The 16,216-nt window shown below is 56.4% G+C and carries 20 protein-coding genes and 2 pseudogenes; 8 read left to right on the top strand and 14 right to left on the bottom strand.

Going from position 1 to position 16,216, the window contains the following annotated elements:
- Position 1: 1 nt before the first annotated feature.
- From CR105_RS23155 to CR105_RS28495, 4 genes are read left to right on the top strand one after another with little or no spacing between them, the layout of a single operon-like run.
- Positions 2-724, top strand: a complete 723-nt coding sequence (locus tag CR105_RS23155) for a P-loop NTPase family protein (protein ID WP_099792655.1) — start codon at positions 2-4, stop codon at positions 722-724.
- A complete protein-coding gene (traM, locus tag CR105_RS23150) occupies positions 725-1,195 on the top strand; it encodes a conjugal transfer transcriptional regulator TraM (RefSeq protein ID WP_099792653.1) in 471 nt (156 codons plus the stop codon).
- Between the two features lie 29 nt (positions 1,196-1,224).
- Entirely contained in the window at positions 1,225-1,356 is a 132-nt protein-coding gene (locus CR105_RS29270) for a hypothetical protein (protein WP_267873911.1), read from the top strand.
- Positions 1,357-1,386: 30 nt separating this feature from the next.
- Positions 1,387-1,536 carry a hypothetical protein gene (locus tag CR105_RS28495; protein WP_180288283.1) on the top strand — a complete coding sequence of 50 codons (150 nt, stop codon included), beginning with the start codon at positions 1,387-1,389 and terminating at the stop codon, positions 1,534-1,536.
- Between the two features lie 554 nt (positions 1,537-2,090).
- On the opposite strand, the gene CR105_RS23145 is transcribed toward CR105_RS28495, so the two are convergent.
- The 5 genes from CR105_RS23145 to CR105_RS23125 all read right to left on the bottom strand — a co-directional run bounded on the left by CR105_RS23145 (position 2,091) and on the right by CR105_RS23125 (position 4,386).
- Complete coding sequence (locus CR105_RS23145; protein ID WP_099792651.1) at positions 2,091-2,471, bottom strand: hypothetical protein; 381 nt, start codon at positions 2,469-2,471, stop codon at positions 2,091-2,093.
- Positions 2,472-2,558: 87 nt separating this feature from the next.
- Positions 2,559-2,900 (bottom strand): hypothetical protein, encoded by a 342-nt coding sequence (locus CR105_RS23140; RefSeq protein ID WP_099792649.1) that lies wholly within the window; start codon positions 2,898-2,900, stop codon positions 2,559-2,561.
- A 15-nt stretch (positions 2,901-2,915) separates the two neighbouring features.
- Positions 2,916-3,227 carry a hypothetical protein gene (locus CR105_RS23135; RefSeq protein ID WP_099792646.1) on the bottom strand — a complete coding sequence of 104 codons (312 nt, stop codon included), beginning with the start codon at positions 3,225-3,227 and terminating at the stop codon, positions 2,916-2,918.
- A 12-nt stretch (positions 3,228-3,239) separates the two neighbouring features.
- Positions 3,240-3,509 (bottom strand): hypothetical protein, encoded by a 270-nt coding sequence (locus CR105_RS23130; protein ID WP_143752804.1) that lies wholly within the window; start codon positions 3,507-3,509, stop codon positions 3,240-3,242.
- 49 nt (positions 3,510-3,558) lie between these two features.
- The gene (locus CR105_RS23125) at positions 3,559-4,386 is read right to left on the bottom strand and encodes a DUF932 domain-containing protein (RefSeq protein ID WP_099792731.1); all 828 of its coding nucleotides are present in this window, start codon (positions 4,384-4,386) and stop codon (positions 3,559-3,561) included.
- Between the two features lie 526 nt (positions 4,387-4,912).
- Here CR105_RS23125 and CR105_RS23120 point away from each other — a divergent pair.
- Positions 4,913-5,188 carry a hypothetical protein gene (locus CR105_RS23120; protein WP_099792642.1) on the top strand — a complete coding sequence of 92 codons (276 nt, stop codon included), beginning with the start codon at positions 4,913-4,915 and terminating at the stop codon, positions 5,186-5,188.
- An 85-nt stretch (positions 5,189-5,273) separates the two neighbouring features.
- On the opposite strand, the gene CR105_RS23115 is transcribed toward CR105_RS23120, so the two are convergent.
- From CR105_RS23115 to CR105_RS23080, 7 genes are all read right to left on the bottom strand, one after another.
- Positions 5,274-5,666 (bottom strand): hypothetical protein, encoded by a 393-nt coding sequence (locus CR105_RS23115; RefSeq protein ID WP_099792640.1) that lies wholly within the window; start codon positions 5,664-5,666, stop codon positions 5,274-5,276.
- A 799-nt stretch (positions 5,667-6,465) separates the two neighbouring features.
- A complete protein-coding gene (locus tag CR105_RS23110; RefSeq protein ID WP_370660701.1) occupies positions 6,466-7,200 on the bottom strand; it encodes a hypothetical protein in 735 nt (244 codons plus the stop codon).
- A gap of 750 nt (positions 7,201-7,950) precedes the next feature.
- On the bottom strand, positions 7,951-8,607 hold the full coding sequence (locus tag CR105_RS23105; protein ID WP_099792636.1) for a recombinase family protein: 657 nt from the start codon (positions 8,605-8,607) through the stop codon (positions 7,951-7,953).
- Positions 8,604-8,873, bottom strand: a complete 270-nt coding sequence (locus CR105_RS23100; RefSeq protein WP_099792634.1) for a hypothetical protein — start codon at positions 8,871-8,873, stop codon at positions 8,604-8,606. Before CR105_RS23100 ends, CR105_RS23105 begins: the two co-directional genes overlap by 4 nt.
- A gap of 91 nt (positions 8,874-8,964) precedes the next feature.
- A complete protein-coding gene (locus tag CR105_RS27995) occupies positions 8,965-9,360 on the bottom strand; it encodes a hypothetical protein (RefSeq protein WP_143752803.1) in 396 nt (131 codons plus the stop codon).
- 136 nt (positions 9,361-9,496) lie between these two features.
- Positions 9,497-10,540, bottom strand: coding sequence for a DNA-binding protein (locus CR105_RS23090; protein ID WP_099792630.1), 1,044 nt, complete (start codon positions 10,538-10,540; stop codon positions 9,497-9,499).
- Between the two features lie 310 nt (positions 10,541-10,850).
- Positions 10,851-11,417, bottom strand: coding sequence for a recombinase family protein (locus tag CR105_RS23080; protein WP_099792626.1), 567 nt, complete (start codon positions 11,415-11,417; stop codon positions 10,851-10,853).
- Positions 11,418-12,262: 845 nt separating this feature from the next.
- Here CR105_RS23080 and CR105_RS23075 point away from each other — a divergent pair.
- Positions 12,263-12,955, top strand: coding sequence for an IS6 family transposase (locus CR105_RS23075; RefSeq protein WP_099792624.1), 693 nt, complete (start codon positions 12,263-12,265; stop codon positions 12,953-12,955).
- Positions 12,956-13,018: 63 nt separating this feature from the next.
- Here the strand turns inward: CR105_RS23075 and CR105_RS23070 are convergent.
- Positions 13,019-13,560 (bottom strand): annotated as a pseudogene (locus tag CR105_RS23070) (IS6 family transposase); the annotation flags it as partial.
- Positions 13,561-13,713: 153 nt separating this feature from the next.
- Between CR105_RS23070 and CR105_RS23065 the strand changes: the two are divergent.
- Positions 13,714-14,298 carry a PRC-barrel domain-containing protein gene (locus tag CR105_RS23065; RefSeq protein ID WP_229414089.1) on the top strand — a complete coding sequence of 195 codons (585 nt, stop codon included), beginning with the start codon at positions 13,714-13,716 and terminating at the stop codon, positions 14,296-14,298.
- Positions 14,299-14,595: 297 nt separating this feature from the next.
- On the top strand, positions 14,596-14,916 hold the full coding sequence (locus CR105_RS23060; protein ID WP_099792620.1) for an ElaB/YgaM/YqjD family protein: 321 nt from the start codon (positions 14,596-14,598) through the stop codon (positions 14,914-14,916).
- Positions 14,917-15,194: 278 nt separating this feature from the next.
- Here the strand turns inward: CR105_RS23060 and CR105_RS23055 are convergent.
- Positions 15,195-15,808 (bottom strand): annotated as a pseudogene (locus CR105_RS23055) (IS6 family transposase); the annotation flags it as partial.
- Positions 15,809-16,216: the final 408 nt, after the last annotated feature.

Here is a 16,216-nt window from a genome sequence, read left to right as displayed (position 1 = left end):
CATGGAAAACTCAGTACATTTTATTCTGCAAGGTAAGGGCGGAATCGGGAAAACGCTCACGGCGTCACTAATTGCACAGTGGATCGCTGACCGGTTTCCTGGAACGCTCGAATGTTATGATACGGATCAGGAAAATACGACGTTTGCCAATTACAAGGCGCTCAATGTTAAATTGGTCGATGTAATGAATCCGGATCGCACGATCAACCGCAAGATGTTCGATAACATGCTGCTTGAGGTATTCGCAAGCAAGAAGAATATTGTTATCGACAATGGGGCGAACACGTTTTCGCCGCTAATGTCGTATCTCATGGAGAATGATTTCATTGACTTGATGATGGAATCAGGCAAGCGGGTCTATATCCATACGATTATTGGCGGGGGTGACAATTTGAAGGACACCACGGCGGGGTTCGTATCGCTGGCAAGACAGACCCATTGCCCGATGATTATTTGGCTCAATGAAAACGCGAGCTGGGGAACGACCGAGAATTTTATTGAATCGCAAACGTTCACCGATAACAGCGCGAACGTCCGTGGCGTGGTGCTGCTCCAGGGCCGCAATTCCGACACGTTTGGTGATGATGTTCGCCGGATGAATAAAGCGCGCTTGACGCTCAAGGAAGTCAGCGACTCCGAAACCGAATTCAATATTTTGGAGAAAAGCCGCCTGGGGACGGTGGTGCGCGATGTGTTCGGCAAGCTCGACGAGGTGGAATGGTAAATGGACATCCAGCGGCTACAGAATCAGGTATTCGAACGGACCGGCATTCGCATTGATGCCGTTGACCCCGTGTTTACGGTGGTCGCGCTCAATGAGGCCGTATTCGAAGAATTGATGCGGGCGTACGAAGAGGCGCAAGCCAAGAGCAATGGCGAGCTGGACGAACGGATCGGGAGCCTGGTGGTTCTGCACCGGAACCTGGTCGCAGCCGGGAAAGACCTTACCGAACGGGCCGACCAGGCGCACTTGAATTCCGCCTTGAAGGCGGCAGCGGACGCGAAGGCCGACATTATGACGGCGGCGCGCCAGGCCGTCAGCGCCGAAATGGAAAAGGCGGTCGCGCTACTCGCAAAGGCGACAGAAGAAGCGCGGGCCAATGGGCGTCGGGGCTGGGGCGTCGCTATCGTACAGGCCGCAATTGGTGGTATCGTGGCCGCAATGATCGTCTTAGCAGTGTTGCAAATTAAGTAACGTCGCTGTCAACTCGCCAAGGAGGCACTATGCGGAAAGTTTCAATCGGGGTAATCGTGGTCTTGCTGGTTGCCATCGTCGGCTACCTGGCGATGGATCGCCAGGAAAAAGACGTGGCGAACGAGCGGAACAAAGCGTTCGATACGCAGTTCGCAAAATAGCAGCGCCAAGGGCGCTGAAAGGATGATGTGATGAGCACACTCATGGTGGCGCTGAACAGTCTTGGCCGTCTCGTTCGCGGCTTCGTGCTGATGAAGTGGGAGCCAATCCCCTACTTCGGCTTGGCCCTGACCTCGATGCTGTTGTATTGGGTCTACCTGGCGATAGAGCGGGCTTGGTGACACCGCGGCACGCTCGATCGGCGCGCGCTGTCACCACTCCCCTGCCCGCTTGGTGACACCTGGCGCGCCCAGGATCTTTCGGATTGTCACCATCCACCCCGAACGTCAAAAGCGGCCATGCCCTACGCCGAACGCGCCCGGACGATAAAGCCGTCCGCCCTCGCCCTACGGGTTGCCTTCGGCAATTCTCTGTTGCCCCCCCTTTGGTGACTTGGCCAGCTCGCCGGCCGCGAGCTGATGTCACCAGTCAAACCGGACCGTGGCTGTTCTTCTGTCCCGGAGTGGTCGGGCGGGGCTGTCCGGGGTCGGCCCGGCCAAAACGCCCCTAAACCTCCCACGATGCAGGGGGTGCCGTCCTGCGGCGGCATCCTCGCCTTCGCTCGGACCGTCGGGGACGCCCCCGTTTGCTCAGTTCATGCGCCTGGAAAAACGGTTTTGCAGAAGCGGGGCAGGATTCTTCCTAGTGCTACTTGTTTTCGCCTCCGCGAAACGCCCTGCTCTGGCTTCGATGCGGGCATCGGCGGGCGCGCCAGCGCGCCGCGCCGGTCCCCGTATCAATTTGCCCGCTCAAGCACGCTGGCCGCTTCCTGGAGGCGTCTAAAGCCCTCAAATAGCGATTCATCAAGCCGTTTCGCTTTAGCGGCAAGAGCCTCGTAGTCCTTGGCGCGCTGAATCTTGGCCTTGGCGTCCTCGACCTTCGCCGGGTCTTTGCCGACGTACTCGCGTTTTCGGGGCTGGCCAGCCTGGATCGGATACAGCAGCACCATGTACTTTTGGTCTTTCCAGTGCTCGGTCGCATAGATCAGGCCCTGTGCTTTCAACTCGGCCATGCGCTGCGCGAGGTCGGTTGTGGCCGCGTCGAGCGATGCGATCAGGTCCGGCAACTGCGTGGACATCTTAGACAACTTCGAAATGTGGTGTTTGCTGGTGTTCATCGTACTTACCTCAGTGTTGGATGGTGACGGGACCGGCGGCGCCTGGCCGTTGGTTTGTCACCATTTTTTCGCGCACGCGAAAACTGTTTAGGAATTTGTTGGTGCTATTGCGGATGCGGCCTGGTCGAACTTGGCCGTAATCTCCCGTGCGATGCTCACCCACATTTCAGGGTCGGCCCCGCCATGGAGCTGGCCGAGCTGGTCCGGCTGCAGCGCTGCCGTCGCCTTAGCGTGCGCCTTGATCGCCTCAAGCATAAACAGCTCAGTCAGCGCCGGGTAGCGGCTGGTGCCCATCACGTCGACCAAGAACGCCTGATGCACCGGCTCATAGGCGGCGGGACTGTCGGCGAGGCCGCAATCGCCGCATTGGCCGTATGAATGGCCCTCTTCCAACTCGCCCGCGCACTCGCTGCACGTACCGCGATCCATTGTTAAGCTCAAGAATTACTCCCCTGAATTATTGATGTGGCGCTGTGCGGACAGCTTGCCTAGCAGATTTGCTAGGTAGCTCTCGCGGCGGGCAATCTCAGCTTGAGCGAACAGATTGCGGATGCACTGGATCATAACGGCCTCTTCGTCCGGGCCTGCGGCTCCGGCAAGCTCTACCGCCTCGATTAGCAGCACGATTGGCCCGAAGCAATTATTGACGATCTGCTCGCGGCGGTCATCGGAAACCGGTCCCAATGGCAATGCTTCCAAGCAGTTGCGAATCATGGCGGCGGCGTTGGCCGGGCTGGGTACATGTAAGGTAGTCATGATGCCCCCGGTTCAATAACCGCACGATTGCTGCGAATTTGATTTGTCAACCAAAAAAAGTTGACGCCTTTTCCCGTCCTGGGTGAGGATGATGCGCCCCCCGGTTTCGGACTGGCGCAAGTAATACGACACTTTCATTGCCAGGGCGGCGGCTTCGCTGCCCATTCGGAAGTTGCGAACTGGATCACGCTTGTATTCCCGGACCATCGCCGTCAGACGCTTTGCCGTCGTGCGTGCGCGCTTGCTGTTTTGTAGTGCGAAGAATCGCATTTTCGATTTCATTTTGTGGCCCCGTTTTCATGGGAAGGGCTTGCGCCCTCCCCGTTCGTTATTAGGCTTTCAGCTTGCGCATTTCTTCTGAAAGGAGCCACAGGGCCCGGTTAAGTTTGATCCCTTGGTCGATGCCCGTGATTTGGCGCGTGGTGCGGATTTGGCCGGTGGCCGTGCGCCCGCGCAAACCGCCCTGAACAAGGTTTTCCTGAACGCGGTTAAACGTCGTCCACAGATCGGACGAGCGATCTTCCGAGCGCTTTACGCGCAGCAGTTGCGATTCGGTGACGGGAGCCGGTGCGGCTTCCGTGTCGTAGCGCAGGGCCAGTGCGGCGTTTGCAAAGGCGTTCTGCTCGCCTTGGTTCAACGTCAGTGCTTTCATGCCGTCCATCTGTTCGCGCACCTGCTCGAAGTCGTCCACCACACGGAACGCGCCTTCGATAACGTCATGCACGATGTCGCCTTTGTGGCGGATGCGAATATCGTTGACGACATCGCCCCATACCAAGCCGTTTGAACAGGCATCGCGGAACACGCCGTTCAAGAGCTGCCAGCTACTGGTGCCGTCGTGCGAATTCAACAGGATGATTTCGTTAGCTTCGCGGCTGTTGATTTGGCTGGCGTGGCGCAGGCGCACCATGTGTTTCGTGTGGGCGCGCTTGCCTTCGTCGCGGCATTTCGACTGGCACACCATGAAGGGCGAAAAACCCTCTTGGCGAAGCTTGGCCAGAACGTGGCCGGTCGGGATGTAGGTGTAACGGTCGGAGCGGCTGGTGTGCTTGTCTTCCGCAAAAATGGAAGGGGCAACGCGCATAATCTGCTCGTCGTCCAATGGGAATTTCGAGCGGATCGAGGTGCTGTTGCGGCCAAAACGGGACGATAATTGCATGATCATTTCCTTTGCTTACGTTGACGTTGAATTTAGGTTTTTTACTGGTGAATCGTTTCGTCCACCATGTAAGTATTATATAACGTGACAACCATTTTGACAAGTACTTTCAGTTGTCATACGATGATTTCGCAACCTATCTTTTGATGATAATCAGCTAAGTGATAGATTATTTAAATAGCAATTTAATTGGCAAACCTGGTTCTGCAAAACCGTTTTTCCAGGCGCATGAGCTGAGCAAACGGGGGCGTCCCCGACGGTCCGAGCGAAGGCGAGGATGCCGCCGCAGGACGGCACCCCCTGCATCGTGGGAGGTTTAGGGGCGTTTTGGCCGGGCCGACCCCGGACAGCCCCGCCCGACCACTCCGGGACAGAAGAACAACCACGGTCCGGTTTGACTGGTGACACGATCGCGGCGCCGGCGCGCTGGATCTGTCACCAAATGAGTCCGTCTGTTAAGACGGCCACATCGCCCCCCGTCTGCCTTGGCTATTATCGGCTTTCGCTCGATGAACCGGAGACTGGCATGTGGAAGTTCAGTTATGAGGACGCTACCAACAGCGCCCAGGACACGATTTTGCAATTGACCAAGGAAGCTCGCGGCCAGCTCGATGAGAGCAATCAGAGCTATTGGGACATGGCCAATGGCGTGCTACGCATGTGGATCACTCTTGCGGGCGCGGACGCTCGGATCGAGGACAAGGAACGCCTCCAGCTCTTGGTTGACGATATGCCTGGCGTGGACGATGAGGGCGAGGGCAACTGGCGGGCTTCGCCGGTTGTCGTATTGCCCGCGTCGTAGCCTTGATGCGGAGGACGAAGACGACCCCGCGTGACCATTGGTTACGCCACGGAGCTGCTGCAGGCGGCACCGTGTCACCATGCGCCTAAGTCCGCGCCCTCTCCTGCTGCTCGGCGGCAGTTCGCAGCTCGGCCCGCTTGCGCACGTCGACAATCTCGATGTACCAGCTCTGCGCCGTTGCCTTTCGGGTGACCGGATCGCGCTCCAGGCCGGTGACGGTCATGATGCCGTCCTTGCACATCAGTACGTCGGCGTCGTACAGCGACAGCAAAGTTTCCGTTCCCAGGACGCTATCAAGTCGGGCAATCCTGACGGTTCGGCGCAGATCGCGGTCGTGTTCCTCGTACAGCGAGAACACGCCCTGGTGGCTCGGTGGAAGCGTGACGGCGCGATGCCTTGCAAGCGGTCTTCCGCCGTCTTCAAACATTTTTGCGAGTATGACCAACATCGTGCGCCGCATAAAATACTGGATGAACATACAGTATATTCCGGTTTCACGATTTCGCCCCCGCAAAAACGCCGGATTGGTGACACGCTCGCGGCGCCAGCCAGCTGCCGGCGTCACCAAGGGTGGCAACAGAGAATTGCCGAAGGCAACCCGCTTGCGGGCGAGGGCGGACAGTTCTATCGTCCGGGCGCGTTCGGCGTAGGGCGTGGCGGGGGTCTGGCAAGGGGTGGCCTGGAGGGGTGGCCGCTCGCGGCCAGTCGCGCAGCGACCAAGCAGCTATGCTGCGCGCTCCGGAATGGGCATCCCAGTTTTTCCGCCCAAGCGGGAAAATGCCGGGTTTGAACTTAGGCAAGCGGGTGGCCTGGAAGGGTGGCCGCTCGCGGCCAGTCGCGCAGCGACCAAGCAGCTATGCTGCGCGCCCTGGAACGGGCATCCCCGGTTTTTCGCACCGCGAAAAATGCCCCGGAAACTAGGTGTAGCGGCTTGCGTTTGAAAAAAGACGTGCTCGCATTCGACGCCAATTTCGGCTCGAATTGAGTGCAAGTGACGGTATAGCCGTGCTCACGCTATCTGCAAATGAGCTTGCAATCAACGGCACCAGCTCGCATTCGATGGCGGCGTGCTCGCGCTAACTGCAAATACCGGAGACATGATTCTCGTCTCGTTAGGGTCTAGACCATCGGATGACGGTGTCTCGAATGAGTCACAACGACCCATCTGGGACGGGAGAAAGCGTCTCGATGTAAGGCCTCGCATGGGTGTACCTGTACGGTACAAATCTCCCGAAGGCAATTCCCGCTTTCGGCCAGGGTGCTGGCGGTCAACGGGGTCAATACGTGAGCACTGGCCTCATTGCTGACCAGTAGGCGTTGCCTTGTGGGGCGATCCAGGCATACGATGGCGGCATGGAGTAACTGGAACGCGGCAAGAGGTCGGCAAACGGCATCATGCGCCCGGCGGCAAACGGGTCAGCTTTAAATGCCTTAACCGCATTGGTGGAACAGATGCCTAAAAACAACCGGCGGGCGTAGCTGTGTTCTACAGCGGAGGCCGCATGCGGGCAGCACCACGACATGATTTGCATCATGTCGTCGTGCAGCTCGCGAAGACTAACCACGCAGTGCGACCAGTGGGTTTCCGTTCCCTTTAACCGGTGTTTTTTCCAAATCGGCTCCAGATGGGCAACGGCGTTTCGAAGGCGCTGTATCTTTTGCAACTTTTCCATCAAGTCCGCAACGTTGGACGTAATGGACCAATGCTTAGGCTTGGAGTGCGGGTGAAAGGCGAACGTGTCGGTAAGGATGCGTGGCTGCTCACGAGAAGTCAGCCCATTCAAGAAGCCGTTCCAGAAGCCAAAGGACAGCGATGAAACCACAGCATCAGGTGTCGGTTGTGGGGCTCTGCGAAGGGAAGGGGTGCCGGAATACAGCTCATCCGTAATCTTGTCCTTGGTCGTGCCATAAAGGGGAAGTGCCCAGGTTTGGGAGTAGTCGTACCAGTTGGCATTGTTCGCGAATTTACTTGCTGCAGCATGAATCGCATTGCGCAAAGTAACCTCATACATACCCAGACAAGCCTGAAAAGCCGAGGAGACCGCCTGGCCCCAAAAGTACGCGCCCAGCGTCTCCTCATCGGTTTTGCATTGGAAGTGCGAGCGGTAGGGCGCTATACGGGAAGCGCCTATTGTTGTTATGACATCTATAGCGTTTGGCGGCATAGGGTAAAGTTTGATTGCTCTTTTTTGAGTAAGGGGGTAGAATTTACCTGTAGCCCGAAGTTGATCCCTCTCTCGCCCCTTGTACAGGGACCTAAGCCGATGACGCCACTTTGGTAACAGAACATAAAAGCCACCCACGGGTGGTTTTTGACTTTCTACAGCAAATTTTCGTGCGGGAACTCTTCTTCCTGCCAGTTAATCCAAGCATTTTAGCCGGTTCCGCCTAGGTTCTCCAAAGCCGTGGGTAAAATTTACTTTAAAAATATCTAGCAACCCTGTTTTGTGGTTAAGTAAAAAAATGGCTATTGGGCACGATTGAACGCACGTCGTCATACACAATTCTTGGCGTTGACTCGGTCCCGTAATTAGGCCCGTCCATCATTAAACGGCTGCTTGGGTCGTAAGCGGCCTATCGACGTAGGGGTATTTTCACTTGCAGTTAGCGCGAGCACGCCGCCGTCGAATGCAAGCCGGCGCCATGGATTGCGAGCATATTTGCAGATTGCGTGAGCCGAGTCCTCAGTCATTTGCACTTAATCTGAGCCGTAAAACGCGTCGAATGCGAGCATGGCCTGTTTCAAACGCGAGCCGCTACAACTAGGCCGGAGAACTCAAGGTTTGCGACTTCTCGCCGCCGCCCTGCTTCTCCAAATGCAAGGCCCACACACGTTTGACCTGGCTCGTTGAACACCCGGCCAGCCTCGCGGTTTCAGCGATTTTCTTGTTTCCGGAACGAAGCGCCACGATCCGCTCGTGCATGGCCGTATCGGCTTTACGCCCGGCAAACTTCCCAGCAGCTTTGGCCAACTCGACGCCTTGCAACTGGCGCTCGCGCCGCGTGTCGTAATCGTCCCTGGCCATCTGCAAAGCCAACTTCAACAACAGGTCCTGGACCGATTCGAGCACGATCTTGGCGATGCCATCGGACGCGGCGGCCAGCTCCGACAAGTCCACGACGCCAGGAATCGAAAGGCGAGCGCCAGTGGCCCGAATTGAAGCGACAAGCGCCTCGGCCTCGGCCAGGGGCAACCTGCTAAGCCTGTCAATGCGCTCGGCCACGACGACATCGCCGGGCTGCAAGTCAGCGATCATGCGCAGCAGCTCCGGCCGGTCGGCACGGGCGCCGCTGGCTTTCTCCCGATAGACCCCGGCGATGTAGAAGCCAGCGGCGCGGGTGTCGGCTTCGATGCTGGCCTGCCGTGTTAAGTCCTGCTCGGCGGTACTGACGCGGAGGTAAATGCGGGCGACTTTCATTTCTTCACGATGCGTAATTTTGGTCTGGTGCTTCTGCCAGGAGGCGGTGCTCGGTACGAACGCAGCGGGTTGTTGCGAGCCAGGACGATGACGACGTATACGGCGGCGGCGGCGATCCCGATGGCGCTTGACCACGGATTCGCGCCAGCCATGGCGCGCACTGCAAACCAAATGAGGCACAGCGCGAGCAGCAGCGCCATCGCGAACAGGATGCAGTACGCAACCTTGCGGCTGACGACGGGCTTCTTCGTGTTGTCCGACTCCATGATTTACCTCTTGTTTGGTGACGGAACCAGCCGGCCGGCCGTGACCCGGCGTCGCTATATTTGTCCTACTAATTTTCGCGGGGGCGAAAATTCACTTACCGGAGAGTCCCTTCACGTATCCAGAGACGTAGCGCAATAATTCAATCGCCTTTTCGGCTTTATCGGCTGCATTTAAAGCTCGCATTTTCTCGGGTGAATCATCCAATCCATCTGCATAGCTATGCAATAGCTCGTCAAGCTGCTGCAATGGTTCGAGGTCATTCGCAGCAAAAGCTTGCCATGCTATCGACATTGCCGTTGTTTGCTCTTTGGGGCCGCCATGACCTTGAAACATCATTCCAGCAAGATCGCATTTTGCCTGGAAGTGTCCAAGATTCGCCGCACTGGCAAAAAGAGGACGCGCCAATGCGGCATCGCCGGGCAAATCGCGCCAATTGTATTTTTTCGCCTGTTGGTAAAGTTCTTCGGCTTCGGTGGCTTTGCTCATTGCATCCCTTTGCTTAATGACGAATGTAAATACAACTAAAATGGACAAATAGAGTATACCCAAATCGGCCAGCCTCGGAAGCACTGGCCAAAAATAAGAACAACAAGTCTAATTGGCCTCCCTATTTTTGGCTACTCTATTTGTCCTTTTTCGGCGTTCCTTTGTCTTTTGACAATGGCCCGGCCGATTGTTCCGGCTGCGCTTCGGCTTTCATTGCAAGTTTGTTAATAACCTCAAGCTGGCTCTTGACCTGGGCGCGTAGCGCTTCGCACTCCCCTGCCGTCGCGGCCAGCTTACGGGCACTTTCCGACCCTTCGGCGCGCAGCGCCGCCATTTCGCCTTCGAGCTTCTTGACCGCATCGGCGTGCCGGGTGTTCTCGTCGCGCACCTGGGCGAGCGCCGCCGCCGCCTCGGCCTGCGATGTCGTCAACTTTTTGAAACTTTCCAGCTCGCCCGCCTTAGCGACCGCCAGCTTGTCGCTTTCGTCGTCAAGCTTGGCGCGCAGGCGCGCAGCCTCGTCATTCGCGGCGCGCACCGCCTCGGTCTGCTCGGTGAGCTGGCGGGCGAAGTCCGCCGTAAGGCGGCTCAGCTCGGCCGCATGCGCTTGGCGCGACTCATTAAGGTCGGCATGGACCCGGACCAGCTCAGACGTATGGCCTTCGATCTGGAGCGTCATCTGTTCGATGGTCGCCGCCGATGCCGCCTCGCGCCCGACCGCCTGGGTTTGCAAGGCCGTGAACTCGGCGCGCAGCGCCTCCAGGGCGTCGGTCAGTTCGGCCACGCTTGCGCGAGCGGCCTTGAGTTCATTGTCTGCTGCTTCCAGCTCCCCGAGGACGCTATCACGGTCGGTAACAACATGCTGCACGCGCTGGTTGGCCTGCTCAGTGATGGTCTCAATTTCGCGCCGCGCCTCGACGTGGCATGCGTTCCAGATCGCCGCCACGGCCGCGCTGCCTGCCTCGGCTACCGTCGCTGGCACTTCCACAACCTCCGCAGCGGGCGGCGCAACGAGACTTTGCTGAGCGCGCCACTCGCGCAGGAATCCCGCGATGGTCGTCATGCTGCCGCCAAGTTCTTGGAGCAGCTTCCGATTGGTCGGCTCTACGCCGGACGCCTTGAGCCGGTCGCATTCTGCGAACACCATTACACGGGTCACTACAGGCTTTTCTTGGCTGGACATAATATTTCTCCCGATAGGATAACGAATAACGAGCGTAACGGATAACAAGTAACGTTATGATAGCATCGTTATTCATTCCTCGCAAGTCCGGCGCGGAACGCGCCCCGCCGGTGCCGACCCGGCCGAGAAATCGTCCCTGGCGCGGCTCCGCGCCGCCCCCTGGTTGGCCGCAGCCGTCACGACGCTCGCGTAGAAGGTCACAAACAGCCTGTTCAAGGTCGTGCGGCGAGGCTGGACATTGCGCTTGCGGTCCACGGCGGCTTGGTGCATACCTTCAGGGGTTTGAGGTGCAGTGGAACGGAAAACCGGGTTAAGCCGCTGGGGCTACTTTTAGATATTGATAAAGGGTCTCTCGACTGATGCCGAACTCCCGCGCGAGCGTGGCTTTTGGCTCGCCGGCACCGGCGCGGCGGCGCAGCTCGACAACCTGGTTGTCCACCAGTGCTTTCTTGCGACCTCGGTAGGCGCCGCGCAGCTTGGCCAATGCAATGCCTTCGCGCTGCCGCTCGCCAATTAAGGCCCGCTCAAACTCCGCGAATGCTCCCATGACCGACAGTAGCAGGTTCGCCATTGGCGAATCCTCGCCGGTGAAGCTCAGGCATTCCTTGACGAATTCGATTCGTATCCCGCGCTTGGTCAACGTCTGAACCAGCCGGCGCAGATCGTCCAGGTTGCGTGCCAGACGGTCCATGCTGTGTACCACTACCGTGTCGCCTTCGCGGGCGAACGAAAGCAAGGCGTCGAGCTGCGGCCGCAGGGTGTCCTTGCCCGAGGCCTTGTCAGTGAACAGCTTGTCCACTTGGACTTGATCGAGCTGACGCTCTGGATTCTGGTCGAAACTGCTGACCCGGACATAACCGATGCGTTGACCTCGCAAAACGTGACTCCTTAACAAGATGTGTCAGGAAAGACTCTATGACCGTTAAAGGCATATGTCAAGTAATTGCGAGATCAACCCTATCCTGACGGCCTGCGTTGTGGTCGTCTGACATCAGGTTAGGGTATGCCTTAACTTGACACGAACAAGAAGAAGTTAACGGAACTATATTTTATCTGCAGACGTTTACCGTGTACTGCCTTGACGAATTTCTGCAGTCGGCAGCGGCCCTTCGCGCAGGCCGGGACCGTCATTTGCAGTTAACGTGAGCCGGTTATGGAGGGCGAGCCGGCGCTGTTGATTGCAAGCTCATTTGCAGATAGCGCGAGCACGGACCTGCCTTCGTTTGAAGTTCGTTCGAGCCCAGATCGGCGTCAATGCGAGCACAGTCGGTCTGAAACACGAGCTATTACAGCTAAGGCTTTAGGTGACTTTGTACTGCTGCTATCTTGTCGAGCAGTACACGCCACTGCAGCAATGTGATCGAGCCGTTATCACAGGCAATATCCATCTTCCTCCGTAGCTCGCCGATCCGTACTCGGCAGCCCGGTGATGATAGGTCGAGGGAGTGCAGCATCGACTCGAGTTCTCGGTAGTCCAGCGGTATTCCTGGCATAGGAAGGTATACAGTTTGGTAAGGCAACAATTATAGCTTGGTAACGTGACCAATTACACTCACGATGCTATGCCAACGGCCATCACCAAGCTCCGCGAGCCGTTCAGGCAAAGCGAGCCGGCGTTCCTAGCCGATCACTGCAGAAGGGATGTATGCTGGCTTTGTCGCATTGGCGACGAGGACGGAGGGTTCAGGTAAGCTGTGGTTCCTAAACATTTGACGATCCGACATGCTCAGCTTCAAAGGAATGCGTTTCTCCATCGACGTCATCCTGGTCTGCATCCGGTGGTACGTGGCTTACCCGCTGAGCTACCTGCACATTGAGGAAATGATGGAAGAGCGCGGCGTATCGGTCGACCATTCATCGATCAACCGGTGGGCGATTTGTTTCTTGCCGCTCATCGAGAAAATGGCTCGCAAGCACAAGCGTCCGGTCGGCGGCAGCTGGCGGATGGATGAAACGTGCATCAAGGTCAAAGGCGTCTGGAAATATCTCTACCGCGCTGTCGACAAGCAGGGCAAGACCGTCGACTTCCTTCTAACTGCCAAGCGCGACATGGCTGCAGCCAATCGCTTCTTCGACAAGGCGATGACAGCGAACGGCGTGCCTGACAAGGTCGCGATGGACAAGAGCGGCGCCAACAAGGCGGCGATCGACAAGATTAACGCCGGCCGCGCCGTGCCGATCACTGTACGCAAGGTCAAATACCTCAACAATATTGTTGAACAAGACCATCGAGCGATCAAGCGCGTGACCAGGCCCATGCTGGGATTTAAATCATTCCGGTCTGCCAGCAATGTGCTGGCCGGCGTCGAGCTCATGCACATGATCCGGAAGGGCCAGTTCGCCATCGATGGCGTCACTGTCGTGTCGTTCGCCGACCAGTTTTATTCGTTGGCAGGACAAGTCCGTCCAGTGTAAGCCGGGGTCATGCTCAGCAAGGAAAAATCTGTGTCAGGCTCAACAATGCGACAGAGCCAAATTAAGCATTGGTATGGTCACGCGCTTGATGGCGTGGTGGTCCTGCTCGACGATGTTGTTGAGGTGTTTGACTTGGCGCACCGCGATCGGCACGCTGCGGCCGACGTTGATTGCATCGATGGCAGCCTTGTTGGCGCCGCTCTTGTCCATTGCGACTTTTTCGGGATCACCATTCGTTCGCATGGCTTTGTCGAAGAAGCGCTTCGCCGCAGCCATGTCGCGCTTGCCGTCAGCAGAAAATCAACGGTCTTCCCGTCCTTGTCGACAGCGCGGTAGAGGTATTTCCAGACGCCCTTGACCTTGATGTATGTTTCATCCATGCGCCAGCTCCCACCGACCGGACGCTTGTGTCTCCGGGACACCTTCTCGATGAGCGGCAAGAAACGGATTGCCCAACGGTTGATCGACGAATGGTCGACGACTGACACGCCGCGCTTTTCCATCATCTCTTCCAGATGCCGGTAGCTCAGCGGGTAAGCCACACACCAGCGGATACAGACCAAGATGACATCGTTCGGGAAGCGCATCCCTTTGAAGTTGAGCATGTCGATTCGTCCAATGCTCGGGGTGTCGCAGTCTACCGTATCGGCCACCGGCGGTTGTTAATGCGACAGAACCGTTCAGGCTAATAAAAAATCAATATATTTCTTTAAGTAAAAATTTTCTTACATCAGGGCAAGTAAATATGACGAGCGGAATTGAACGCCGATAAAAAATTCTTTGGCATAAGATTTGTTGTCTTCCATTTTTTGGAGGAAGATCATCAACCAGGAGACTTAACAATGAGTTATCTAGATAGAGATCCATTCGGTATATATCGTGACCGCGACAATAATGGCCCCGGACCTCGCCTGATGGGCGCGGGGACGCTGATGAGCGAAGATGTGTGTAACCGTCAAGATGAAGATCTGGGCGACATTAAAGAAATCATGCTGGACATGCAAACGGGACAGATCGCCTACGCGGTTGTTTCCTTCGGCGGAATCCTCGGCATGGGCAAAAAACTGTTCGCAGTCCCTTGGCAAGCTCTGCAGTTAGATACAGCCAACAAACGCTTCATCCTTGACTGCACAAAAGAACGACTGGAGAACGCTCCGGGTTTCGATGAGGATCGATGGCCCGACATGTCAGATCCCGACTTTGGCAATCAAATCCAAGGATTTTATGGTACTCGGCAAAACTTGTCGGGCCACATGACATCCACCGGAAGCACGATGGGCCAAAGCACAAACAGCCTTCAAAGCGGGGGAAGCGATAGGGGCAATATCGCTGGCAACCGTTAATCGGTGGGTCAAAGTGGAACTCTTGGCACAGCTAGCGGGGCATCATCTCAGAGTGGCATCGACCAAAACAGCATGATTGATTCAACTAAACGGTCGGACTTGAATCGTCGATAGTAGCTGGTATAGTGGCACCGCTTGGGCGTTAGCAGTTAATGGCGCAGCAGAGCCAGGTCTTTGCGCATACGACGCAGTGTCGTATCGTTGGAAAGGGAATCTTGGGAATTTGATGATAGCTCGCTATACGTTTCTTGGAATACCCTCCCTGCAGCCGAGTAGTAATCACCTAAGGAGATAAGCATGTTTGGATCGAAAATGAAAGTAAGCACTGCTGGCCATGAAATACGCTCGATAATTAATGAAGTCGAGCAATTGTTGAGCGAAGCCCGTACAAGCACCGGCGAAAAAGCTGCTGAACTGGAAAAACGCAGCTTGCAGCTACTTTCCTCCACCATTTCCAAGACACACGAACTGGAAAAAATCGCGATCAATTCGGCGAAAGACATCGCCACCTCGACCGACAATATAGTCCATGAAAATCCATGGCGTTCGATGGCGATCGCGGGTTTGCTAGGCGCAGGAATCGGCCTATTGGCTGGCTTTGCACTGTCGCGTAATTGACGCCGCTCACACGCTAGTTTCAAAATGTTTCTTTACCGGGTGCGCGTTCGTCGGGCATCGCGGTCTGTAGACAAGGCATTTCAGCAATTTTTTTGAGTTATGGCCTTGTGTGGTTTTTGGGTTCTGTCTCGTTGTTGGAGGTTCTGTCGCATTGTTTAGCGCGAGACAGATTTTTCTGTGCCGAACATGATCCCTCTTTATGCTGGACGGATTTTCCCTGCCAGCGCATAAAATTGGTCGGCGAACGATATGGCAGCGGCGCCATCGATAGCGAACTAGCCCTTGCGAATCATGTGCATTAACTCGATGCAGGCAAGCACATTGCTGGCAGATCGGAATGACTTGAAATTAAGCATTGGTATGGTCACGCGCTTGATGGCGCGGTGGTCCTGCTCGACGATGTTGTTGAGGTGTTTGACTTGGCGCACCGCGATCGGCACGCTGCGGCCGACGTTGATTGCATCGATGGCAGCCTTGTTGGCGCCGCTCCTGTCCATCGCGACTTTTTCGGGATCACCATTCGTTCGCATGGCTTTGTCGAAGAAGCGCTTCGCCGCAGCCATGTCGCGCTTGCCGTCAGCAGAAAATCAACGGTCTTCCCGTCCTTGTCGACAGCGCGGTAGAGGTATTTCCAGACGCCCTTGACCTTGATGTATGTTTCATCCATGCGCCAGCTCCCACCGACCGGACGCTTGTGTCTCCGGGACACCTTCTCGATGAGCGGCAAGAAACGGATTGCCCAACGGTTGATCGACGAATGGTCGACGACTGACACGCCGCGCTTTTCCATCATCTCTTCCAGATGCCGGTAGCTCAGCGGGTAAGCCACACACCAGCGGATACAGACCAAGATGACATCGTTCGGGAAGCGCATCCCTTTGAAGTTGAGCATGTCGATTCGTCCAGTGTTCGGGGTGTCGCAGTCTACCGTATCGGCCACCGGCGGTTGTTAATGCGACAGAACCAGCCAGTCGACCCAGAGGTTCTGGCTGCCCTGCTTCAACAGCGGCGCTTAATTTCAGTGGGATGAACTAGTTGGAGACGGCCTGCTGTTGCTATTGCGTAGGACCGCAATAGCAACGATTTTCCCAGAAGTAAACTTATCATTGTTTGTAGTTAGACGACCGCTTTGGGTCAAAAGCGGCCTTTCATCCAGGTTTGAAGACTCTTCAAGGGGAAAACACAGGATTCGGAAAAAATCGGGCGCTAAGGCAACGTGTCCTTCAATGAAGGACCGCTTTCGACCCACAGCGGACAAAAGGCTGCGAGCGGGCTAAAGCTTCACGACCTTCTCTAGACG

The sequence above is a fragment of the Massilia eurypsychrophila genome (genome assembly GCF_002760655.1).
GTDB lineage: Bacteria > Pseudomonadota > Gammaproteobacteria > Burkholderiales > Burkholderiaceae_D > JAFCUW01.
This window is presented reverse-complemented; position numbering and strand designations above follow the sequence as displayed.